Consider the following 23775-nt stretch of genomic DNA (forward strand, 5'->3'; position numbering starts at 1 on the left):
GGAGGAGAACGAGATGATCACGCACCTGCGGCACGTCGACCTCGCCGTGCCGGACCTGTCCCGCCAGCAGGACTTCTACACCGGCGCCTGGGGCCTGAAGACCGAGCACACCGACACCGGCGTCGCGTTCCTCGCCGCGGAAGGCTCGCCCGAGCAGTACGTGGTGCGGCTGCGCCAGGCCGACGACAAGCGGATCGACCTGATCGCCTTCGGTGTCGCCACACCATCCGATGTGGACAGTCTCGCTGCCCGCCTGGCCACTGCCGGGGTGACCCTCGTCCACGAGCCACGGACACTGCACACCCCGGGCGGGGGCCACGGGTTCCGGTTCTTCGACAACGAGGGCCGCACCATCGAGATCAGTGCCGACGTCGCCGTCCGCGCCCACCGCAGGATCGAGGCCGGCGAGCCGATCCCGGTCCGCCTGTCGCACGTGGTGATCAACTCGGCGAACCCGGAGGCCACCCGGGCGTTCTACGAAAAGCACCTCGGTTTCCGGCTGTCCGACGTCCTCATGCACCCGCGCATGGGGGAGATGATGTGGTTCCTGCGGGTGAACTCGTGGCACCACAGCATGGCCATCGCCCGCTGCCCGCACCCGTCGCTGCACCACGTGTCGTTCGAGATGCGCGGGCTCGACGAGTACATGCGCGGCACCGGACGGCTCCTGCGCGCGGGCATCGAGAAGATCTGGGGACCCGGCCGGCACCTCGCGGGCAACAACACGTTCAGCTACTTCCTCGACCCGCACGGCAACACGATGGAGTACACCACCGAGCTGGAGCTGGTCGACGAGGACACCTGGCACCCGCACGTCCACGACTTCAGCGACCCCGAGGTGTCCGACCAGTGGGGCACGGCGAACGCGATGAACGAGTTCGTCGCCCGGAAGTCGTTCAACGACCCCGACAAGGGCCTGTTCGTGGCGCCCCCGGTCTGATGCGCTTCGCCACCTACGAGCACGGCGGAACCGTGCACGCGGGCGTCGTGGCCGGCGACGGCGTCCACGAGTTCCCGGCCGGGGTGACCGTGCTGGACGTGGTCCGCGGCGCCCGGCCTGTCGCCGGTGGGCCGTCCGTGCCGCTGGCCGAAGTGCGGTTGCTGCCGCCGCTCGACCCGCCGAGCGTCCGGGACTTCGTCGCCTTCGAGGAGCACGTCGAGGGCATGGTCGCGCCGGGTCCCGTGCCCCCGGAGTGGTACGAGGCGCCGACATTCTACTTCACCAACCCCGCCGCCCTGATCGGCGCGCACGACGACGTTCCGGTTCCGCCCGGCTCGCGACTGTTCGACTTCGAACTGGAGGTCGCCGCCGTCCTGGGCCCCGACGGGATCTTCGGCTACACGATCCTCAACGACTGGTCCGCCCGCGACCTCCAGCGCCGCGAGATGAAGGTCAACCTCGGCCCCGCGAAGGGCAAGGACTCGGCGACGACGCTCGGGCCGTGGCTCGTCACGGCCGACGAACTCGAGCCGTACCGCGATGCGGACGGCTTCCTGGCGCTGGACATGCGGGTGACGGTCAACGGCGTCGAAGCGGGACAGGACCTGCTGTCCAACATGGGCTGGCCGTTCGAGGAACTGGCCGCCTACGCCGGCCGGGGCACGCGGCTGCGCGCCGGCGACGTCCTGGGCTCCGGGACCTGCGGCAACGGCGGCTGCCTGGCGGAGCTGTGGGGCCGCGGTGGCACGCAGGAGCCCTTGTGGCCCGGTGACGTCGTGGAGATGACGGTCGAAGGCATCGGGACGATCCGCAACACCGTCGTTCCCGGCCTCGACCTGCCGCCGGTCCGCCCGGCCCGGCCCCGGCCGCGGAAGCGGTCGAGGTGACCGGCAAGGTCGTGGTCGTCACCGGTGCGGGCCAGGGCATCGGCGCGGCGACCGCGCGGCTGCTGGCCGCGGACGGCGTCCGGGTGATCGGGATCGACCGCGCCGAAGACCCCGGTCTGCCCGGCGTCGACATCCGCCGGCTCGACGTCACCGACGCCGCCGGCTGGGCCGGGCTCACCGCGGGCCTCGAGCGAGTCGACGGGCTCGTCGCGGCGGCCGGGGTCACCTGGCGGGCGCGGCTCGGCGAACTGGACCCCGCGGACCTGGCGCACGTGCACGACGTCAACGTCGGCGGCGTCCTGCGGGCGGTGCAGGCGGTGGTGCCGCTGATGCCGTCCGGCGGGTCGATCGTCGTGACCGGTTCGGCCGCGGCGCTGACCGGGCATTACCCGCTCGCCTACACCGCGAGCAAGTGGGCGCTGCGCGGCTTCGTCAAGGCCGCCTGCCTCGAGCTCGGTGGCCGGGGCATCCGCGTCAACGCCGTGCACCCCGGGTACATCGACACCCCGATGACCGCCTCGGCGCCACCCGGGTTCCGGGCCGCGAACGTCGCCGAGACCCCGCTCGGCCGCACCGGCACCCCCGAGGACGTCGCCGCGCTCGCCGCGTTCTTGATCAGTGACGCGGCCTCCTACATCTCCGGCGCCGAGATCCCCGTCGACGGCGGCATGACCGCGCACGGCGGCGTCAAGTCGATCAGCGAAGCCGCCCGAACCTGAAGGGAACCCCGTGTTCGAATACTTCCCCGGCAACTACGTGTGGAACCTCGGCGTGGTGGCCGCGCTCAACAGCGGCGGCCTGATCGACGAGGTCGACCGCGCCTGCCGGCCCCTCCGCGAAGCCGCGGCCCGGGGCTCGGATGCCGGAACGCCGGACTTCCTGCGGGCCTGGACCGCGCTCACCGACCAGCTCGTGGCCCAGGCCGGGCAGGCCGAGCAGGCCGGGCACACCCGCACGGCGGGCGACCTGTACTTCCGGGCCACCAACTACCTCTGCCAGGCCGAGCGCATGCTCGCCCACTCCGACCCGAACCGGCTGCCCACCTACCGCCGGGTCCTCGAACTCGCGCAGAAGGCCTTCGACCTGCGCGACCGGCGGATCTCCCGGGTGGCGATCCCGTACGAAGGCACGACGCTGCCGGCCTACCTTTCCCTCGCCCCGGCCACCGATGCCGGGCCGGCGCCGGTGATCGTCCTGGTCAACGGCCTGGACTCGACCAAGGAACACATGTACACCTCGGCGCACTGGCGCGAACTCGCCGACCGGGGGATCACGTGCCTCATGCTCGACCAGCCCGGCACTGGTGAAGCCCTGCGCCTGCAGGGACTCACCGCCCGCATCGACGCCGAAGCCTGGGCGGGCGCGGCCGTGGACTGGCTCGAGACGCGGTCCGAAGTGGACAAAGCCCGGATCGGGATCGTCGGCTGGTCCCTCGGCGGCTACTACGCACCCCGCGCCGCGGCGTTCGAGAAGCGGTTCGCGCTCTGCGTCGCCTGGGGCGCCAACCACAACTGGGGCGCGGTCCAGCGCCGCCGCCTCGAACGCGAAGGTGAACGACCGGTCCCGCACTACTGGGAGCACGTGCTGTGGGTGTGGGGCCACGACGACCTGGACACGTTCATCACCTTCGCCGACGGCGTGCACCTCGACGGCGTGGTCGAGAAGATCACCGTCCCCTTCCTGGTCGCCCACGGCGAGAACGACCGGCAGATCCCGCTGGAGTACGCCCACCGCTCCTACGACCAAGCCGTCAACTCACCCCGGCGGGAACTGCGGGTGTTCACCGCGGAGGAGGGCGCGACCGAGCACATCGGACTCGACCACCTGCCCCATGTCAGCACCTTCATCGCCGACTGGGTCACCGACACCTTCGCGACCGTCGGCTCCTGAAGGCGCCTCGGGGCTGTCCTCGGTCCCCTTCACGTCAGCTTCGAAGCCAGCACGTCGAGCTGCGCGATGTCCGGCGGCTTCGCGAACAGCTCGGCGGCCCTCGCCCCGAGTGCTTGGCCGACCTTGCCCTCCAGATGGGCCGTCCGGCCGGCGTCGTCGGGGAAGAAGTCCACGATCGCGTAGGTCGTCGGTCCGAGTTTGACGGCGAACCAGGGGTAGGTGGCCGGCTCGTCCTCGACCAGCGAGCGGCCGGTGTTGAGGAATTCCTCGACGTCGGCTTCCTTGCCCGGCTGCGCTTCCAGCGTCACCAGCAGCCCCTTTGTGACGGACATGTCGACCTCCTGCGGTGCGTTCGATCTCCGGACCGGATTCAGCATCGGGTGGTGTGGGCGGACGGCGCATCAGCCCGCCGGGCCCGATATTGAGCGTGGTTGTCGACCTGCCGGGCGGAGGCGCGCGGGGTCGGACGACACCAAGCTGTGGGTTCGCCACCGGTACGCACAGCAGGAAGGCCCTGGTCATGACCATCAAGACGGAGTCCGTGTCCTTGGAGGACGCCCGGCGAGTCATCGCCGTGGGGGAGGCCAAGGCCGCTGAGATCGGCTCGCCCAGCAACATCGCCGTCGTCGACGCCGGCGGCAACCTCGTCGCGCACATCCGGATGGACGAGGCTTGGATCGGGAGCGTCGACATCTCCATCAACAAGGCCTTCACGTCCCGGGCCTTCGACATCAGTACCGCCGACCTGGCCGCCAGCGCGGGTCCCGGTGAGCAGTTCTTCGGGATCAACGCCTCCAACAGCGGACGCGTCATGATCTTCGCGGGCGGGGTCCCGCTGCGGCACGGGGACCGGATCGTCGGCGCCGTGGGCGTCAGCGGCGGCAGCGGCGAGCAGGACCAGACCGTGGCCGACGCCGCGGCGACGGCCTTCTGACGACCAGCCAGACCGTGATCAGCGCCGCCGACGCGGCTACCGCTGCGTGCTGGCACCCGCCGCCCGGGTGGGGCCGGCAGGTCAGCTTCGCCGGTGGCGGAGCCAGTCGTCGAACTCGGTGGCGACGATGCGTTCATCGTGCACCTGGTCGGCTGCGGGCGAGCACAGCCAGCGCACCGGCGCGGCCATTACGTCCGCCGGGAGCAGCTTCGAGGTGTCGACCGAGCCGTCCGGGATCATCCCGGTGACCGTGGCGCCGCCGGGGAGCAGCAGATTCACCCGGACGGAGGTGCCTGCGAGATCGGCGGCCATGATCCGGGAGAGTGATTCGGCACCGGCACGGGACGGGCCATAAGGGACGAACCCGGCGCGGCGCATGGTCTCGTGGTTCATCGTGACGTTGATGATCCGGCCGTCCGGCGAAGCGAGCAGGTCGGGCACGAAAGCCTTCGCGACGAGGAAGTAGCCGGTCAGGTTCGTCTTGACCACTTCGTCGAACCCGGCCTCGGAGACCTCCCAGAACGGCTGCGGCTCGGTCAGGAACCGCGGGTTGACCGTGCGCATCCCGATTCCGGCGTTGTTGATCAGCACGTCCAGCCCGCCGAACAGGTCGAGGACCCGGTCACGCCCGGCCCGCACCGAGACCGCGTCGCGCACATCCATCGCGATCCCGTTCGCACCGATCTCGGCGGCGGTCGTCGCCGCGCGATCCGCGTCACGCCCGGTGAGCACGACGTGGTGCCCGTCGACCCGAAGCGCCTTCGCCATCGCCCATCCGAGACCGCTGGTTCCCCCGGTGATCAAGATCCGCATGCCGCCAGTATGGCCATCTCCTCGCCGTGCGCGCATCCGCGACCGCAGGGAGAACCTATGTGCGCTCGGCCACCGATCCTGCCCTGCTCCCCGGCCGGTGCAGAGTGATCGCTCGACTTGTCCTCAAGGGACTTTCACAAGTCTGGCCATCTGCATGAGACGGAGTTCACGCCCCAGCGGCGGTGATGACCGCGTCCGTGGCGAAACCCAGGAACAGGCCGAGAAACAGGCCCCACGTGGTGGTGGTCTTGAGATTTGCCTTGCGTGCCACCGAGAGCAGTTCGGTCACGACGTAGAGGATCGATCCGGCGGCCAGGCCGAGGAACGCGATCGAGAGGGTGTCGTTGACGAAGGCCTGCCCGACAAGAGTGCCCAGGAACGTGGGGCCGCCGCCGATGAGGCCGAGCAACGCGAGGTGGCCCCAGGAAGGTCGACTGCCGGTCAGCGGGGCCACGATGCCGAAGCCTTCCGTGGCGTTGTGCAGGCCGAACCCGATCACCAGCAGCACGGCCAAGCTCAGTTCGCCCGCGGCGGCCGAACTGCCGATGGCGAGGCCTTCGGCGAAGTTGTGCAGCCCGATGCCGGCGGCGATCGTCATGGCCAGCCGGGCGCCCGGGTCGCGCACGGCCGGCGCGCTGAGCTCGCCGACCGCCGCGGCGCCGGGACCGAAGGCCCGCCGTCGGGACGCGGTGCGGCCGGCGGCCTGATCGAAATGGACCAGGCCGAGCAGCCCGGCGCCGAACGTGACCGCCAGCACCGCGCCGTTCCCGAGCACGGAGCCGACTTCACCCTTGCTCAGCCCGGTGTCGATCGGTTCCCACGCGTGAGCGAGGACGTCCCAGAGCAGGAAGATCAGGATGCCGGTGGCCGTGCCGTTGAGGAGCGTCTTCGTGCGCGGCAGCTCCGCCCGCAGCCGGCCGAGCGGGAGGCCGAGGAAGATGGTCAACCCCGAGACGGCGCCGAGGAGGGCGATCTGGGCGGGCGACATGCGAGCTCCTGAAGGTGTCGAAACGGGCTGGCTCGATGACCGTAACTCAGGAAAGCCTGTCCTCAAAGAGGTGAGGCAAACCTTGTCTGTCCGGAATGGACGAAAGTGAGAACGAGGCAAGAGAATTGCTCACGGCAGGTAAACGTCTTGCGGGCAAGACTGTCCTTGCCGGTTGAAGTGACCGGACGGCCGGAGGCCATCGAACGGCTACCGAACTCCGGTGGAAATGGGTTGGCAGGGGGTGTCCTGAAGGGCGACTTCGCGGGCCGAACCGACCACGTTGTTCAAAGCGTCACCGGGTTTACGTGCGCCACCATCGCGCGGCGCGTGTTCACGCTGTCGCCGACGAAGGTTCAAGCACGGCCGCTGGCGAGCGCGCAACGTCTCCAGGGTGACGTACGCGGAAATCTCCGGGGTCGAAGCGGCCGATACGACGTTTCCGAATCAAAGCCAGAGCGCTCCGAAAGTTAGCGGACGCTAAAAATAGCGGCCACGGCAGGAATTCCAGACTGAGGGTGGTTGTGGTGGGCAGGTCCGGTCCGGACCATGCCATTTCGGCGGCCGTCGACCGCCGTTTCGCCGAGGACTCTGCCGGGGAGAACCCATGAACAGACGGAAGTCGCGGTTGGCGATCATCGCAGGTGTCGTGCTCTTGCTGGGCGGGCTCGGACTGGGCCCGGTCAGCGCGGGAGCCCGGCCGCACACGGGCGTCGGCTCGTGCACGCTCAAGAACTGGCAGCCGGGCGGCGACCCGGACGACGCCAAAGACCTTCCGGAAGGAAATCGGCCACAGTCCTACAAAGGGGACGACTACGACTGCAGCGGCGCGACCTTCGCGGCACCCGGCGTCGAATTCACGCAGTTCCCGCAACCGAAGAATTTCGCGAACCGGTCGGGCCTCGTGCAGCCGCTGGCCACGACCGCGTCGAATCCTCTGGCGCCCTACTTCCCGCCGTTCACCCATTTCGTCGTGCTGGTCCGGGAGAACCACACCTTCGACGACTACCTCGGTGACTGCGCCACCACCGTGCAGGCCGGCTGCCACGGCGCGGTGCAGAGCACGAACCACATCAGCTCGGTCCCGAACCTGCACACACTCGCCAAGAACAACGCGCTGATGGACGCCTACAGCACCGGCACGCAGCCGCCGAGCGGCCCGAACCACTGGTGGCTCTTCTCCGCCCAGTCCCAGTCCAGCTCCCAGCAGCAGCCCTACCCGGCCACCACCGGGACGCAGTTCGACCGCTTCCTCAAAGGCGTCTCGAGTCCGGGCGGCCTCGGCACGGACCCGTGCGCGACGCAGACCGGCACGACGACGGGCACGGGCCCGTACCCGTACGTCATGAACGGTGACTTCTACTGGATGCTGAGCAGCGGCAGCGGCGAGTGGAAGAACCCGGGTACCGGCAAGCCCGAGGTGCTCCCGGTCAACCGGCCGGGCACGTCCGTGCCGGAGTTGCTGAACTACAACAACTACACCTGCAAGGCGCAGAACGACGACGACCAGGTCATCGGCGACGGCTTCCTGAACTACGTCTCCACGAACGGCCTGCCCGCCTACTCCTACGTCGAGCTGTTCAACGACCACCCCGGGACCTACCAGGACATCCCGAAGAACGACGCCGTCACCAAACAGGTCGTCGACTCGCTCATGAACAACACGTCGTACAAGGACAACACGGTGATCGTGGTGACCGAGGACGACACCCAGAACGGCAGCAACGGCCCCGACCACATCAGCAACACCTACCGCGTGCCGACGGTCGTGGTCGCTTCGCCGAAGTACATGAAGCAGGGCTACGTCTCGCACGTCGCCTACAGCACCAACAACGTGCTGGCCGCGATGGAGCGCACCCTGCAGAACGTCTCGCCCGGCGCCATCGACCCGAACGGCAACCTCGGCCTGACCACCTTCCCCATGACCTCCGCGGACCAGGCCGCGCTCGGGGACCCGCTGGAGGACCTGTGGATCCAAGGCGCCACCCCGTTGTCGGCCACGGCCGGCGCGTCGCCGACGACCGGGAACGCGCCGCTGACCGTGTCGTTCACGGGCTCGGCGACCGGCGGCTCGGCGCCGTACGCCTACAGCTGGAACTTCGGCGACGGGTCGGCGGCCAGTACGGCGCAGAATCCCAGTCACACCTACAACGCGGCCGGTAACTACACGGCGACGCTCACCGTGACCGACAGCGCTTCGCCGCCGCACACGGCCACGTCGAGCGTCGCCGTGGCAGTCGGCGCGGTCGGACAGCCGCTCGCGGCCTCCGCGTCCGCCGCACCGACGTCCGGCCAGGTTCCGCTGACCGTCGCGTTCAGCGGAACTGCCACCGGCGGGACACCGGCGTACTCCTACAGCTGGAACTTCGGTGACGGCAGTGCGGCGAGCACGGCGCAGAACCCCGCCCACACCTACGACAACGCCGGCACGTACACGGCGACGCTCACCGTGACCGACAGCGCGTCGCCCGCGAAGACCGCCACCTCGACCGTGCAGGTCACCGCGTCGCCCATCGCCGGGGCCCCACCCGGCGCACCCACCGGTCTCACCGCCGCCCCGGGCAACGGCCAGGTGACGCTGAACTGGACGGCGCCCGCGAGCAACGGAGGCGTCAACATCACGTCCTACCGTGTGTACCGCGGTACCGCGAGCGGCGGCGAAACCTTGCTGACCACTGGCGGCTGCGGCAGCCTCGGCGCCGTGCTTTCGTGCACCGACGGCGGTCTCACCAACGGACAGCCCTACTACTACCGGGTCAGCGCCGTGAACTCGATCGGCGAGGGCGCACAGAGCGCCGAGGCGCCGGCCACCCCCAGCGGCTGCACATCCAGGCAGCTGCTCGGCAACCCGGGCTTCGAAACCGGAAGCGCGGCGCCGTGGACGACCACGTCCGGCGTGATCGCCAGCAAGACCGCCGAACCCGCCCACACCGGCAACTGGGACGCCTGGCTCGACGGTTACGGCTCGGCGCACACCGACACGCTGTCCCAGCCCGTCACCCTGCCGTCCGGGTGCTCCACGTACCAGCTGAGCTACTGGCAGCACGTCGACACAGCCGAAACCACGACGACCACCAAGTACGACACGCTCAAGGTGCAGGTGCTCACCAGCGCGGGAACTGTCGCGGCGACACTGGCGACGTACTCCAACCTGGATCACAACACCGGCTACAGCCAGAAAACCTTCGATCTGGCCCCCTACGCGGGCCAGCAGATCACCCTCAAGTTCACGGGAGCCGAGGACTACACGAGACAAACGTCCTTCGTCCTCGACGACACCGCGATCACCGTGAGCTGAGCGGAAGCAGACCGGCCGCCCCGGGGACCCGCGTCCCCGGGGCGGCTTCTGTTCGGATGCTCCCCGGAGGCGTCAGCCGGCATGGCGGCCAAGTTCGGCACCGTCTCATTGACCCGACGTCAGCTGGTACTCGACGAACGCGGTGGCCAGGCGATGTCGACCGGCTGAACAGCCGGTAATCAGCCGTTCAGGCGCCCGGCCGGACGGCGACCGTGCTCACGGTCCCGTCCGGTCGGGTGAGGCGCAAAGTCGTGGGAGTCTTGAGGATCTGCACCTGAGCCGCGGCGATGCGCTGATCGCGCGAGGCCGCCTGCCGAACGAGCACTGCCGAGCCGGCGGGGTCGACGGCGACCTCAACTCCGGTAGCGCAGTCCTGGGTGAATTTCAGATCGCCGCCCAGGCTCTCGGCATCGGCAAGCGCCAAGCCGAACGCGAGGCGGCAGCGATCCGGGCCGCCTGGGACGCATCGGGCCGGTAGTCGATGTTGTTGTGGTGCAGGTGATCACAGTGTCGTGGCCGGAGTGGATCGCCCGTCCACCGGACCGGAACGATCAGTGGGCCCTGATCGAGGACCTGCCTCCGGTCCGCACCGGCAGACGTGACCGCAGTTCACCGGCGAGTCGGCCGGCCCGGGACGCCAACCCGGGCAGCATCCACTCGGCCGGTTTGCCCCAGTGCCGGGCCGGAGTACTCGACTGGAGGAGGGCGTGCGGGCCTCGCCGATGGCGGACCCACGGCGTCACTCGGACCGGCAGTCAGATTTCGTGGACTACTTCCTCCCTGCCCGTCACGGCGTCCGCGCGGGCGGGAATGCCCCGCCAGGCCGTGCTCGCCGGGAGCATTTCTCCCTTCATCACCAAGGACATCGCGTCAACGGTGGTGTCGCTGCCGACCTCGCTGTCGTAGAGCACGACTGTGCGCGCGCCGATGCTCGCCCCGGCGCCCACGTCCACAGTGGACATCTTCATCACGCGGTCTTCGAAGAGGTGCGTCTGCAACGACGTCGCGGCACCGACACAAGAACCGGCTCCGAGCCGGACGAGGTCGAACTCCGTCAGGAACGTCGTCGCGATCCAGCACCGCTGGCCGATCTTGGCACCGAACAGCCGAAGCGCCGGGCCGAGCAGCGGCGTACCGGCCAGCGACGAGAGCAGCGCGGGCACGGCGGCCGTCTCGTAGAGCGCGGTCACGAACTCGGTGCGTCTCACGAACCGGCTCCACAGCGGCTCGACCCGAGGCCGGTAACGACCGACGACGAGCCATTTGACGGCGACGACCGCGAGAACCACCCCGATGCCGCCGAGCAGGCTCGCGACGGGGGTGGCGCCGACCGCCGCGACCGGTCCCGCCACGCGGGCCGCCCACAGCTGCACGAGCAGCACGAGATAACCCGCCGCGGCCAGCAGGCTGCCCGGCACGACGATGCGGAAGAACTCGATCACCAGTCGTTCGAGCACGCGCAGCCGGGTGGGCCGGAAGGTGAGCTCGTCGGCGAACGAGCCGCTGTCCTGGCGGCGGGGCAGCCGGATCGGCGGGGTGCCCAGCCAGGAAGTGCCGTCCGGGCTGCCGTCCTCCGGCGCGCGGGTGTGCACGCCGATCAGGCAACCGTCCCCGACGGCGGCGCCCGAACGCAGGAACGCGGCGTTGCCGATGAACGAGCGACGGCCGACGGTGGTGCCGGCCAGCGCCACGTGCCCGTGGCAGTAGGTGGCGGAGCCGACGGCGGCCATGTCGGCGACGAAGCTTTCTGCGCCGAGGGTGAGCAGGCCGGGGTCGAGCTGGGAGGCGGTCGAGACTTCCGCGCGCGGGCCGATGCGGGCCCCGAGCGCTCGCAGCCATCCCGGTGTGTACAGCGTCGAGTAGAGCGAGTTCGTCGCGGCGAGGCTCGCCTGCAGGAGTTTGTCCGCGATCCACTTGCGCACCCCGAACGACGAGGCCACCGGGTGGATGCCGGGCGGGGTCGTCGGCAGCACCAGCCGCTTGCCGGTGAACACCACCAGGCACGTGGTGCCCACCGACACCGGGCCGGCCAGCAGGCACGCCCACCAGCCACCCGCGACGCCGTCCGTCAGGTAGGCCCAGCTGCCGAGCGCGACGGACGGCGCGAGGAAGAGCAGCGGCACCAGCTCGACCAGCAGCCACGCCGCGCCGTATCCGGCCAGCAACGGCCGGGACGGGGCGCGGCTCACGCGTGAGCGCAACGCGGCGACCAGCGGGTCGGCCTGCGCGCGGCGTTGCGCGGGCGAACCGGACCAGTACTGCCCCGGCGGGATGCGCTGCCCGGCCGCGGCGGCGGACATCTCGGCCAAACCCGCGCCGGCGCCGAGCACCGCGCCCGGCCCGGCGACCGCGTTCGCTCCGACGAAGACGTGATCTTCGAGCACCACGGGCGCGATGTGCAGCCGGTTGTCCAGCACCCGGTACGTCTGCAGGTGCGCGCCGTAGCCGACGCTGACGTCGTCCCCGATCGTCAGCATCGACGGCAGTGACAGGTTCGCGCTCATGAGCTGGCAGCCGTGCCCCACTCGGGCGCCGAGCAGCCGCAGGTACCACGGCAGCAGTGGACTCCCGCTCATCGTGGTGAGCGGGGCCAGCGCGAGGAGCGTCTGGATGAGCCACACCCGGAGGTAGGCGGCGCTCCACAGTGGATAGTCACCCGGGCGCACCCGGCGTGACAGCAGGCGTACTCCGACCACCGGGAGCCCGAACCGCCCGACGACGTAGGTCGTGGCCGCGGCCGCGATCGTGGTCCAGATGGTGCCGAGGGACAGCACCCCGGCCGACGACCCGAGCACCACCGCGACCGGGGCACCGAGCAGCAGGAGCAGCGCGCCGAGCGCGCCGACCTGCGCCGCGCCGCACCCGAACAGGCGGGTCGTGGTCGTTCGCCGGTCCACGCGAGGCGCGGGATCACGCGGCGCCCGGGCCGTCCGCTCGGGCAGGGTGGGAGCGAGGGTGCGGATGGTGGGGTGTGCGTAGATGTCGGCCACGGACACGCCGGGAGCCACGCCACGGTCGCGCAGCATCGACACCGCCCGCGCGGCCAGCAGCGAATGCCCGCCCAGGTCGAGGAAGAAGTCGGCGGTGACCGAGACGTCGGTGGTGCCGAACAGCTCGGCCCACACCGTGGCGAGAGCCCGTTCGGCGTGGGTGGCCGCGGCCACCGACGGTGCGCGGCCGCGGTGGAAACGGGCGCCGGACGGGCGGGGCAGCCGGGCGCGGTCGACCTTGCCGCTGGGCATCATCGGGAGCTCGTCGAGGGTGTCGACGTAGGCGGGCACCATCGCCGGCGGCAGCCGCTGCCGCAGGGTGTCGCCCAGCCGGCCGATGATCGCGTCGCGGTCGTGTCCGGCGCGGGGGAGACCCAGGTACGCCACGAGGTCTTCGGTCGGCGCGTCCGGATGCGGGGCGACGGCCGCGACCGCCACCCGCGGGTGTTCCATCAGGACGCTTTCGATCTCCTGCAGATCGATGCGGTGGCCGCGGATCTTCACCTCGCTGTCGGCGCGGCCGAGGTACTCGATCTCGCCGTCGGCGAGCACCCGCCCGAGGTCGCCGGTGCGGTAGAGCCGGCCGCCGCCGGTGATCCGCGGGTCGTCGAGGAACCGCTCGGCGGTCAGCTCCGGCCGGTTCAGGTAGCCGGCCGCGACGCCGGGGCCGCCGATGCAGATCTCGCCGACCGTGCCGTCGGGGACCCGGTGCAGGTCCTCGTCCAGCAGCACGATCCGGTACGTCGGGAGGGCCCGGCCGATCGTCACGGCGCGACCGGGCCGCAGCTCGCACCAGGTCGCGGTGACGGTGGCCTCGGTGGGTCCGTAGGTGTTCAGCATCCGCCGGCCTGGCCGGCTCCAGCGCTGGACCAGCTCGGCCGGGCAGGCTTCGCCGCCGACCAGCAGGGTGCGGATACCGGGCAACTCGGCATCGACGGTGGCCAGCACCGTGGGGACGCAGTACAGGACCGTGATGCGGGCGCGGGCCAGGAAAGTGGCGAGGCCGGTGCCGATGCGGTCGGCCCCCGTCGGCCCGGCGACCAGCGTGGCCCCCGCGGCCCAGGTCGGCCAGATCTCCTCGATCGAGAAGTCGAACGCGATCGTCATGCCCTGGTACACGCGGTCGGTCCGCCGAACCCCGTAGATACCGGCGACGACATCGATGAAGTTGCAGATGCTCGCCTGGCCGACCGCGACGCCCTTGGGGCGGCCGGTGGAGCCGGAGGTGTAGATGACGTAGCACGGCTCGTCGCCGGCCGGCCACAGCCTCGGCCGGGCGGCACTGGCCTGGCGCAGGGCGGCGGCGAGGTCGCCGGGCCGCAGCACCGGGCAACCGGCGCCGCGCGCGGCGGCTTCCAGCTCGGGGGTGACCACCAGCAGGTCGAGCGCCGCGTCCGCCGCGACGTAGGCGACGCGGTCCGCGGGGGCCGCCGGATCGATCGGGACGAACGTGGCGCCGGTCTTCAGGGCCGCGAGCAGCGTCACGTACATCGGGACCGAGCGGGGTACCAGGATGCCCACTCGCGCGTGGGGGCCGATGCCGCGGCGGATCAGCACGTGGGCCATCCGGTTGGCGTGCGCGTCCAGTTCGCGGTAGGTGAGCCGGTGCGTGCCGCACTCCAGGGCGACGGCGTCCGGTGTTTCGTCGCACGCGCGCTCGAAGAACTCGTGCAGCCGTCCCGGTCGTGGCCTGCCGAGGGGGACCGTGCCGAAGCGCGCGGTGTCCTCGAGGGAGATCGAGAGGTCCTCGCTCACTGGGTTCCGTTCTGTGTGGCGGTGGTGCAACTGTCGGGAAAGGGCGATACGGCCCGTGCGGTCAGGTCCGCACCAGCCGTCGCACGAAGTCGAAGCCGAGCGCTCGGAGCGCACCGTCGGGCTGGTCGAGGTCGTACGCCCGGTACCAGTCGGCGGTCGCCTCCACGTGCGGACCGGACACGGCGACCAGCCCGCGGCCGAAGCGCGCGATCAGCGCGGCGGCGAGGCCGTTCGGGTACGTGGCGACGATCTCGGACGTCGCGGGGGCGCCGGGGAGGAACGCCGGTCCGTCCTGGAAGTACAGGCACTGCCGCCGGCCGTTCCAGTCGACCTGCACGACGGTGTCCTCTTCGGTGTGCACCGTGGCCGCCTCGGAGGTGACGTACTGGTCGACCGGGACCGGCAACAGGTCGAATCCGGGGTCGGCGCCGGCGAGGTAACCGCCGAGGCAAATCCCGAGATATGTCCCGCCGCCCTCGACATAAGCGCGGATCAGGTCGCGGTAAACCCGCATGTGCCGGTAACCGTCGTCGAGGTCACCGCCCCCGGGCTGTGCGTAGAGCCCGGCTTTGCCGAGAGTTTCCTCGGAGAGGCGAATTCGTTCCCCCGGACCGGCGAAGTGAACGTCGAGTCCGACCGGGGAATCGCGGAGGAGGCCGGCCAGTGCGTCGGCGCAGTCCGCGTCGGTCGCGGGGCCGCGGTAGACCAGTGCTAGCGCGCCCGATTCCGCATTGGTGGAAAGGGTTTTCGGCTCGGCGTCGGGCGTGGTGCACCCGGTCACCGCGGGGAGCCCGCCCAGCGCGCAAGCGACCGCGATGATCTGCCGGCGCTTCAGCGTGAGATTTCCCGTTGGTCGAGAAGGTCTCGTCACGTGACGTTTCCGGACTGGTGGGGCGGCAAAGCTTCCTGCTCCTCGGTCTGATTTTTCCTGCGGTGCCAGCGGCGACGGTAGGTTATGGATCAGCTGCTGTGAGGACACTGAGAGAGTTGTGGTTATGAGACGTAAGTGACAGGCACGGAAATATGAAGGAAATTTGTGGGTGAATCGTCCGTGTCGTCTTAATGCTCACTGTCGGGAACCTCGCGCCCGCGGCTCGGCGCGCGAGGCACGGCGGGCTCGGCAAGAATCGCGGGTGTGATGACTCAACGTGACCCGGCCTCACGCTCGTCGAGGCCGGGGGCCGGATCGGGCTGGGCGCACCGCCACCGGGACGTCTCCGGCGGCTGGCTGCGGCCGACTGTGTTCGGGGCGGTGGACGGGCTGGTCACCAACGCCTCCCTGATCGCCGGCGTCGGCGGCGGCGGGGTCGCGCCGCACACGATCGTGCTCACCGGCCTGGCCGGGCTGGTCGCCGGGGCGTTCTCCATGGGTGCCGGTGAGTACGTCTCGGTCACCAACCAGAACGAGCTCGTGCACGCCGAGGTCGCCCTCGAGGCCGACATGCACGCCCGGTTCCCGCAGCAGGAGCACGACGAGCTCGTCGACCGCTTCGTCTCCTACGGCGCCGACCGCCGGACCGCTTCGACCATGGCCGAAGCGGTCGCCCGCGACCCGGAACAGGCCCTGCGCCTGCACACGCGCGAAGAGCTCGGCGTCGATCCCCACGACCTGCCGTCCGGGTTGCTGGCCGGCGGAGCGTCGTTCGTCGCGTTCTCGGTCGGGGCGCTGCTGCCGCTGCTGCCCTACCTCGTCGGCGGCCGGACCCTCGTCGCGTCGCTGGTCATCACCGCGGTCGCGCTCCTGGCCGGCGGGATGACGGTCGGCAAGCTCACGGGCCGGCCGCTCCTGCGGTCCGGGCTTCGCCAGCTCGTCCTCGGCGGGCTGGCCGTCGCGGTCACCTTCGGCATCGGCCAGCTCATCGGCGCCCCGGCGGCCTGACGTCGGCCCCGATCCCAGCGGTCAGGGCGCGCGGTGCCCCTGGTAGCCGACGACAGTCCCGGCGAAGCGGTCGGCCTCGGCGCAGGGGTCGGTGTGGGCGCTGAGTGCCGGGTCGGCGACGATCTCCGGGGACAGGACAGGCGCTGCGGGCCGGACGGAGCCGGGGTGCAGGCCGCGACGGCGGCCAGCAGGACGCCCGCGGTGAGCGTGGTCGTGACGATCCGCACGGCGGTCTCCTCTCGACGTCCGGGATCCAGGATGGCACGGCGGCGGGGCGCCCGGTGCCGGTTCCGGGCGCCCCGTCCGGTTCTCACGCAGACGCCCGACGTGCGGCCGGAGCCGCCCAGTGGGCCGGGTCGAGGGTGATCTGCCCGGAGTCGGTGTCGTAGTCGAACAGCTCGGCGTAGCGGCCCCAGTCGATGGCGGTGTTGAGCTGCTGCTGGGCGTCCTCGGGCGAGAAGCCGCGGCGGAGCAGGTCGAGGAAGAACCCGGCCCGCAGGTTCCCGTCGGCGCTGGCGGCCAGTGCCTTGTAGATGGTGCGCACCAGGGGAGCACGATCGCGGGCCTGCTCGGCGAAGATCTTCTTGCTGTCCTGGATGTCGGCGGTGGTGAACGTTTCCCCGGTAGGGGTGAGGTGCAGGTCGCCGCCGGCGACGAACAGGAAGTCGAGCATGGCCGCGGCGTCGACCAGGGGAAGCAGGTCGTCGACTTCGAAGCCGATTTCGGCGGCGATGTCGGGCAGGTCCGCGCGGCCCCCGCGGGCGTAGACGATCTCGACGAGCCCGGCGAGCCCGCCGACGGACGCGGCCGGCAGGGGGCGCGCGGTGGGGGTGGCCTGGGTGGGCTCGGGCACGGTCTCGCCGGGCTCGCGGCCGGTGAGCAGGTCGTAGAGCCGGTCGACGAGCGCGGCGAACGCGGGGGCCTTGCGGTCGCGGGGGCGGGCGAGGCCGACGGTGACCTCGGCGCGGAGGTGCCCGGGGTTGGCGCCGAGGACCAGGACGCGGTCGGCCAGCTGGACGGCTTCTTCGATGTTGTGCGTGACGATGCAGATCGCCTTCGTGGGGAAGCCGTCCTGCGCCCAGAGCGTCATGAGCTCGGTGCGGAGGTTTTCGGCGGTGAGGACGTCGAGGGCGGAGAACGGCTCGTCCATGAGCAGCAGGTCCGGTTCGAGCACGAGGGCGCGGGCGAAGCCGACCCGTTGGCGCATGCCCCCGGAGAGTTCCTTGGGGTAGGCGGATTCGAACCCGTCGAGGCCGATCATGTCGATGGCTTTGAGCGCGCGTTCCCGGCGTCGGGCCGGGGGGATCCCCTGGGCCGTCAGGCCGAGTTCGACGTTGTCCTGGACGGTCAGCCAGGGCATGAGCGCGAAGGTCTGGAAGACCATGGCGGTGCCGGGGTTGGCGCCGTTGAGCTCGGTGCCGCGGTAGCGGACGCTGCCGGTGGTGGGGCCGATCAGCCCGGCGATGGTCCGCAGCAGCGTGGACTTGCCGGAGCCGGAGCGGCCGAGCAACGCGACGATCTCACCGGCGCGCAGGTCGAGGGTGATGTCGTCGAGCACGCGCAGCTCATCGCCGGCCGGGCCGGTGAAACTCTTGCTGACCTTCTCGACGGCGACGAGAACTTCGGAGCGGGACACGGGGAACCTCGTTTCAGGACAGGGAGAAGCGGCGTTCGGCCAGGGCATACAGGCGCCGCCAGAACAGCCGGTTGACGCCGACGACGTACAGGCTCATCACGGCGACACCGATCAGGATCTGTCCGGCGTTCCCGGCGCTGGTGGCATCCTTGATGTACGCGCCCAGCCCGGTCGCGGTGAGGGTGAGCCCGTCGTAGGAGACGATCTCGGCGACGATGGAGGCGTTCCACGCCCCGCCGGCGGCGGTGATGCCGCCGGTGACGTAGCTGGGGAAGATCGCGGGCAGGACCAGCCGGCGCCACCACAGCTTCCGCGGGAGCCGCAGGTTGGCGGCGGCTTCGCGCAGATCGTTCGGAATCGCCGACGCCCCGGCGATGACGTTGAACAGGATGTACCACTGCGCGCCCAGCGCCATCAGCAGGATGCCGCCCCAGTCCAGGGAAATCCCGGTGGCCACCAGCACCGCGGTGATGAGCGGGAACAGGAAGTTCGCCGGAAAGCTCGCGAGCACCTGCACCACCGGCTGCGCGAGCCGGGACACCTTCGGGTTGAGCCCGATCCACACCCCGACCGGCACCCACACCACCGTCGCGACCGCCACCAGCACGAGCACCCGGCCGAAGGTGATCAGCCCGAGGAACAACGCGTGCGCGACCTCACCGAATCCGGCGGTGTGCACGACGAAGGTGACGGCCTGGATCAGGCCGTAGGTGATCAAGGCGAGGATCGCGACGGCGAAGACGACGTCGCCGGTACGGCGGCGCACGGGGGAGACCCGCAGCGGGTGTTCGGCCAGGCCGAACACGGCCATCATGCGGTCGAGCGGAGCCACCAGCGGCCCGAAGGCCCGGCCGAGCAGTGCCGGGATGCGGGAGCGGCGCAGCAGGTCGAGGGTGACGCTGCGGGGCGCGTGCGCGGCTTCGGACTGCTCGATGCGGAATCGTTCGGACCAGGCGGTGAGCGGGCGCCAGAACAGGGCGTTCACCCCGACCACCATGACGATCATGACGGCGATGGCGAGCAGGACCCTGCCGAGGTTCCCCTCGTCGGAGGCGGCGGCGACGTAGGCACCGATGCCGGGCAGCGCGTAGGAGCGGTTGTTGACGCTGAGGGCTTCGGAGGCGGTGAGGAAGAACCAGCCGCCGCCGAAGCTCATCATCCCGTTCCAGACCAGCGGGATCATCCCGCTCGGCACGTCCACCCGCCAGAACCGCTGCCAGCGGGACAGGCGCAGGTCGCGGGCGGCCTCGTCCAGTTCGCGGGGCTGCGACACGAGCGAGTGGTGGAACGCGAAGGTCATGTTCCAGGCCTGGGACGTGAAGATCGCGAAGACCGACGCGCATTCCAGCCCGAGTTCCGAGCCGGGGAACAGGGCGATGAACCCGGTGATCGTCACCGACAGGAACCCGAGGATCGGCACCGACTGCAGGATGTCCAGCACCGGCAGCAGGACCTTCTCCGCGCGCCGCAGCCGCGCCGCGGCGGTGGCGTAGGCGAACGTGAAGAGGATCGACAAGACCAGCGCGGCGAACATCCGCAGCAGCGAACGCCCGGCGTAGTAGGGGAGTTCGGCTGGATCCGTGGACACTGTGGACGGTGCGGTCGCCGGTGTCCACGGAACCGCCGTCCCGTGGGCCAGCCGCACGATCAGCCACAGCAACGCGGCCGCGCCGAGGAACACGGCGACGTCGGCGAGCGTGCGCCGCGGCCGCGCGAGCACGCCTTCGGTCGGGAAGGTGCGGAGCAGGGTCATCGGTTCACCTGTCCTCGGTGTCGTCGTGGTCGGGGGTGGTGACCTGCCAGCGGACGCTGGTCACCGAGGGCTCCAGGGAAAGCCGGCTGACCGCGGACTCCATCTGCTTGTCGTCGCGCTGCTCGGCCGACAGCGCGGCCCGCACCTCCACCTGGCCGTCGGTGGCGGCGTTGAGGCTCTCGATGGACTGCAACGCGAAGTCCGTGCGGGACAACGACTGCACGAGCAGGTTGCGCACGTGTGCCTCGGCGTCGTCGCGGGTCACCGCGCGGAAGGTGTACGTGGCGGGAGTTTCGGTGCGGGTGTCGGGGCGCCGGTCGACCACGCGCCCGAGCGGGCGCAGTGCCACGTTCACCGTCACCACCACCGCCGTGCCCGCCAGTGCGGCGGCATACAGCCCGGCGCCGGCGAGTGATCCCACCGCCGCCGAGCACCACAGGGTGGCCGCGGTGTTCAGGCCCCGCACGGTCAGGCCCTCGCGCAGGATCACCCCGGCGCCGAGGAACCCGATCCCGGACACGATCTGCGCCGCCACCCGCGTCGGATCGGCGCCGGCGCCGGTGAACCCGTGCGCGGACAGCAGAACGAACAACGTCGCCCCGGCCGCGACCAGCGCGTTCGTGCGCAACCCGGCCATCCGGGCCCGGTACTGGCGCTCGAACCCGATCACCGTGCCCAGGCCGACACCGGCTCCCAGGCGCAGCAGCATCTCCGCAGTCGTCATCTGCGCTCACTCTCGTTCTGGTCAAGCAGGAAAGGGGTTCGTCACCAGGCGGGGCGGCGGCGGGCACAGCGCCTTTTGACCAGCTGCGCGGCGAGGGCGTAGGTCGCGAGCACGAGCACCAGCCACAGCCCGTAGCCGCCCGGCAGCGGACGCATCAGCAGCGGCCCGGACAGCGGGGACATCGGCAGCAGCAGACCGATCAACCCGGCGGCCGCCGCCGCGGCCACGACCACACGTGCCGGGCGCGCGCCCCGGCCGCGCAGGACCAGCACGACGAGCAGCTGCGAGAGCAGGCCTTCGACGAACCAGCCGGTCTGGAACAGCAACGGGTCGGTGCCGGCGCCGAACACCTGCCACAGCACCGCGAACGTCGACAGGTCGAACACCGAGGACAGCGGGCCGAACACGAGCATGAAGCGGGTCAGCCCGCGCGCGTCCCACCGGCGCGGCGCGCTCAGGTACTCCTCGTCGACGCGGTCCCAGGCCAGCGCGAGCTGGGCGAGGTCGTAGAGCAGGTTCGCGACCACCAGCTGGATCGGCAGGATCGGGAGGAAGGGCAGGAACGCGCTCGCCGCGAGCACGGTCAGCACGTTGCCGAAGTTGGAGGCGGCGGTGATGTAGACGTACTTCAGCGTGTTGCCCAGCGTCCGCCGGCCCTCGGCGACACCGCAGGCGAGCACGCCGAGGTCGCGTTCCAGCAGCACCAGGTCGGCGGCGTCCTTCGCCGCGTCGGTCGCGGTGTCCGGGGCGATGCCGACGTCGGCGGTCCGCAACGCGCTGACGTCGTTGACGCCGTCGCCGATGAACCCGACCGCGTGGCCGTTCGCCCGCAGCGCCGCCACGATCCGCGCCTTGTGCGCGGGGGTGAGCTTGGCGAACACCGTCGTGCGCTCGGCGAGCGCGCGCAGATCGGCGTCGTCGGCCGACTCGACGTCGCCGCCGAGCACGACCTCCCCGACCGGGACCCCGGCCTGCTCCGCCACGCGCGCCGCGGCATGCCGGTTGTCGCCGGTCAGGATCTTCACCGCGATCCCGTGCCCGGACAGCCTCGCCACGGCCTCGCCCGCGTCCTCGCGCACCGGGTCGACGAACCCGACGAACCCGACCAGGACCAGCCCGGTCTCGTCGTCCTCGGTGTAGCGGCCGGGCCGGGCCGGCGTTTCGCGGGCCGCGACGGCCAGCAGCCGCATGCCGTGCTGGGTGTGGGCCCGGACCAGATCCGCCAGCTCGGCGCGGGCGGCGCCGGTCAGCTCGACGACGTCGCCGGCGCGGCGGGCGTGGCCGCAGCGGGGCAGGACCTCGTCCGGATCCCCCTTGGTGACCAGGAGGTGGGTCTCCGCGCGGCGGACGACCACGGTGGCGCGGCGGCGCGCGTGGTCGAAACCGAGCTCGCCGACCTTGGTGAACAGCGCTTCGGTCACCAGGTCGTCGTCCGGCTCGGCCAGCTGCGCGACGATCGCTTCGTCCAGCCGGTCGTGCTGGTCGGCCTGGAAGTGCACGGCGAGACCGGCGTACTCGGCGGCTTCGCCGTCCGGGCGGCCGTCGGGGTCGATGCTGTGCGCGAAGGCCACCCGGTCCTCGGTGAGGGTCCCGGTCTTGTCCACGCACAGCACGTCCATCGCGGCGAGGTCCTGGATCGCGTTGAGCCGCTTGACGATCACCTGCCGCCGCGACAACGCGGCCGCGCCGCGGGCCAGGTTGGTCGTGACGATCACCGGCAGCATCTCCGGCGTCAGCCCGACCGCCACGGCGACCGCGAACATAGCCGCCTGCGCCCAGTTCCCGGTCACCGTGCCGTTGACCACCAGCACGATCGGCACCATCACCAGCATGAACCGCACCAGTGTCCAGCCCACCCGGCGGACCCCGGCGTCGAAGCTGGACTCCGTGCGCGGGGCCGCGGCCTGCGTGGCCAGGGAACCGAAGCAGGTCCCGGCGCCGGTGGCGACCACGACCGCGGTCGCGGTGCCGCCGACCACCGACGTGCCGGCGAACACGACCGCCGGCGCGTCCACGAGATCCGGCGACGAGGCCGGTCGTCCTCGACGCGGTGCGGGCAGCCGCTTCGCGACCGGCAGCGCCTCGCCGGACAACGCCGACTGGTCCACCACCAGGTCGGCGGCCGCGACCACCCGGACGTCCGCGGCCACGACGTCGCCCGGGCCGAGCAGCACGACGTCGCCGGGGACGAGATCGGCCGTCGGCACCTCGCGCTCGGTGCCGGGGAACCCGGCGCCGGCCCGGCGCCGGACGGTGACCGTCGTGGTGACCCGGGCCCGCACCGCACCGACCGCCCGCTCGGAGCGCGCCTGCTGCCAGAACCGCAGCAGCACGTTCAGCGCCACCATGACCGCCACGGTCACCGCGCCACGCCCGTCGCCGACCACTGCGAAGACCACGCCGAGACCGGCCAGCAGCGCCACGAACGGGCTGCGTGCGGCGGTCCACGCACGCCGCACCGCCCCGGCCGGGACGACCGGATCGAGGTGGTTGTCGCCGTAGCGGCCGAGCCGGTCCGCGGCCTCGGCTTCGGTGAGGCCTTTCGGCGAGCTCTCGAGCCGGCGGAAGACCGTGATGACGGGTGCGTCGCCCAGCTCGGGCGGCACGCCGGGGAAAGGGGTCATGGGGAGGTCCTGTCCATCGAGGTCACAGCTGTGCGAGACGACAGCGGCACGACCACGCGGACCAGGTCCTACCCCAGCGTGGCCGGGGCGGGCCGGACGTCCCCGCGGTCGCGGCGACTACTTCCTTCGCCGGTCACCCGGCTCACCTCCCCTCCACCTGGACAGACCACATCGCCCGGCGGGCGACGGCCGGACCCAGTACACCGCACCCGCCCACAACAGTCAAACACTTGTCGAAGTGACGGGTCTTACGTCAGACTCGGGGCAGACCCGGAAGGATGACCCCGTGCCCGCGCCAGCCGACCCCCCGCCACCCGCCCCCCTGCCGCCGGACCTCCTGCAGGACGCCGCCGTCACCTTCGGCCTGCTGTCGGCCACCGTCCGGCTGCACCTGCTGTGGCTGCTCGCCCACGGCGAACGCGACGTCGGCACCCTCGCCGAGGAAACCGGCCAGAGCGTCGCCACCGTCAGCCACCACCTCGGGAAGCTCAAGCTCGCCGGCCTCGTCCGCGCCCGCCGCCACGGCAAGCACCAGATCCATTCCATCGACGACCCCCAGGTCGCCGACATCGTCCAGCTCGCCGTCCGGCACCAGCAGGAACTCCGCGCCGGTTCACCCCGGACGCGCCGTACCCGGGGCGCCTGAGGTCTCTCAGTGTCCTATCAG

At 71.1% G+C, this 23775-nt stretch carries 18 protein-coding genes; 8 read left to right on the forward strand and 10 right to left on the reverse strand.

What is annotated here, in order from left to right:
- The first annotated feature begins 13 nt into the window (after positions 1-13).
- The 4 genes from ACYVLJ_RS24465 to ACYVLJ_RS24480 are packed head-to-tail and all read left to right on the forward strand — an operon-like array spanning position 14 to position 3717.
- Positions 14-940 (forward strand): VOC family protein, encoded by a 927-nt coding sequence (locus tag ACYVLJ_RS24465; RefSeq protein WP_460440473.1) that lies wholly within the window; start codon positions 14-16, stop codon positions 938-940.
- On the forward strand, positions 940-1827 hold the full coding sequence (locus ACYVLJ_RS24470) for a fumarylacetoacetate hydrolase family protein (protein WP_460440474.1): 888 nt from the start codon (positions 940-942) through the stop codon (positions 1825-1827). Before ACYVLJ_RS24465 ends, ACYVLJ_RS24470 begins: the two co-directional genes overlap by 1 nt.
- Complete coding sequence (locus ACYVLJ_RS24475; RefSeq protein WP_460440475.1) at positions 1824-2546, forward strand: SDR family NAD(P)-dependent oxidoreductase; 723 nt, start codon at positions 1824-1826, stop codon at positions 2544-2546. Before ACYVLJ_RS24470 ends, ACYVLJ_RS24475 begins: the two co-directional genes overlap by 4 nt.
- Positions 2547-2556: 10 nt before the next feature.
- Positions 2557-3717, forward strand: coding sequence for an alpha/beta hydrolase family protein (locus ACYVLJ_RS24480; RefSeq protein WP_451985802.1), 1161 nt, complete (start codon positions 2557-2559; stop codon positions 3715-3717).
- A gap of 29 nt (positions 3718-3746) precedes the next feature.
- Here the strand turns inward: ACYVLJ_RS24480 and ACYVLJ_RS24485 are convergent, their stop codons facing one another.
- Positions 3747-4049, reverse strand: coding sequence for a putative quinol monooxygenase (locus ACYVLJ_RS24485; protein WP_451985804.1), 303 nt, complete (start codon positions 4047-4049; stop codon positions 3747-3749).
- 188 nt (positions 4050-4237) lie between these two features.
- Between ACYVLJ_RS24485 and ACYVLJ_RS24490 the strand changes: the two genes are divergently transcribed.
- Entirely contained in the window at positions 4238-4651 is a 414-nt protein-coding gene (locus ACYVLJ_RS24490; RefSeq protein ID WP_460440476.1) for a GlcG/HbpS family heme-binding protein, read from the forward strand.
- An 81-nt stretch (positions 4652-4732) separates the two neighbouring features.
- Here the strand turns inward: ACYVLJ_RS24490 and ACYVLJ_RS24495 are convergent, their stop codons facing one another.
- Together ACYVLJ_RS24495 and ACYVLJ_RS24500 are read right to left on the reverse strand one after the other, a co-directional pair.
- The gene (locus ACYVLJ_RS24495; protein ID WP_460440477.1) at positions 4733-5464 is read right to left on the reverse strand and encodes an SDR family NAD(P)-dependent oxidoreductase; all 732 of its coding nucleotides are present in this window, start codon (positions 5462-5464) and stop codon (positions 4733-4735) included.
- Between the two features lie 166 nt (positions 5465-5630).
- Complete coding sequence (locus ACYVLJ_RS24500; RefSeq protein WP_460440478.1) at positions 5631-6452, reverse strand: ZIP family metal transporter; 822 nt, start codon at positions 6450-6452, stop codon at positions 5631-5633.
- 604 nt (positions 6453-7056) lie between these two features.
- Between ACYVLJ_RS24500 and ACYVLJ_RS24505 the strand changes: the two genes are divergently transcribed.
- Positions 7057-9747, forward strand: a complete 2691-nt coding sequence (locus ACYVLJ_RS24505; protein WP_460440479.1) for a PKD domain-containing protein — start codon at positions 7057-7059, stop codon at positions 9745-9747.
- Positions 9748-9934: 187 nt separating this feature from the next.
- Here ACYVLJ_RS24505 and ACYVLJ_RS24510 read toward each other — a convergent pair whose 3' ends face one another.
- From ACYVLJ_RS24510 to ACYVLJ_RS24520, 3 genes are all read right to left on the reverse strand, one after another.
- The gene (locus tag ACYVLJ_RS24510; protein WP_460440480.1) at positions 9935-10171 is read right to left on the reverse strand and encodes a hypothetical protein; all 237 of its coding nucleotides are present in this window, start codon (positions 10169-10171) and stop codon (positions 9935-9937) included.
- Between the two features lie 331 nt (positions 10172-10502).
- Positions 10503-14492 carry a non-ribosomal peptide synthetase family protein gene (locus ACYVLJ_RS24515; protein ID WP_460440481.1) on the reverse strand — a complete coding sequence of 1330 codons (3990 nt, stop codon included), beginning with the start codon at positions 14490-14492 and terminating at the stop codon, positions 10503-10505.
- Between the two features lie 61 nt (positions 14493-14553).
- Entirely contained in the window at positions 14554-15471 is a 918-nt protein-coding gene (locus ACYVLJ_RS24520; protein WP_460440482.1) for a BPL-N domain-containing protein, read from the reverse strand.
- Between the two features lie 159 nt (positions 15472-15630).
- On the opposite strand from ACYVLJ_RS24520, the gene ACYVLJ_RS24525 reads away from it, so the two are divergent.
- Positions 15631-16371 carry a VIT1/CCC1 transporter family protein gene (locus tag ACYVLJ_RS24525; protein WP_460440483.1) on the forward strand — a complete coding sequence of 247 codons (741 nt, stop codon included), beginning with the start codon at positions 15631-15633 and terminating at the stop codon, positions 16369-16371.
- A gap of 310 nt (positions 16372-16681) precedes the next feature.
- On the opposite strand, the gene ACYVLJ_RS24530 is transcribed toward ACYVLJ_RS24525, so the two are convergent.
- The 4 genes from ACYVLJ_RS24530 to mgtA are packed head-to-tail and all read right to left on the reverse strand — an operon-like array spanning position 16682 to position 23108.
- Positions 16682-18007 (reverse strand): ABC transporter ATP-binding protein, encoded by a 1326-nt coding sequence (locus ACYVLJ_RS24530; RefSeq protein WP_460440484.1) that lies wholly within the window; start codon positions 18005-18007, stop codon positions 16682-16684.
- 13 nt (positions 18008-18020) lie between these two features.
- A complete protein-coding gene (locus ACYVLJ_RS24535) occupies positions 18021-19760 on the reverse strand; it encodes an ABC transporter permease (RefSeq protein ID WP_460440485.1) in 1740 nt (579 codons plus the stop codon).
- 4 nt (positions 19761-19764) lie between these two features.
- Positions 19765-20484, reverse strand: a complete 720-nt coding sequence (locus ACYVLJ_RS24540) for an MgtC/SapB family protein (protein ID WP_451985830.1) — start codon at positions 20482-20484, stop codon at positions 19765-19767.
- A 41-nt stretch (positions 20485-20525) separates the two neighbouring features.
- Positions 20526-23108, reverse strand: a complete 2583-nt coding sequence (gene mgtA / locus ACYVLJ_RS24545; protein WP_460440486.1) for an HAD family hydrolase — start codon at positions 23106-23108, stop codon at positions 20526-20528.
- Between the two features lie 286 nt (positions 23109-23394).
- On the opposite strand from mgtA, the gene ACYVLJ_RS24550 reads away from it, so the two are divergent.
- A complete protein-coding gene (locus tag ACYVLJ_RS24550) occupies positions 23395-23754 on the forward strand; it encodes an ArsR/SmtB family transcription factor (protein WP_451985834.1) in 360 nt (119 codons plus the stop codon).
- Positions 23755-23775: the final 21 nt, after the last annotated feature.

The organism is Amycolatopsis stemonae (genome assembly GCF_054781455.1).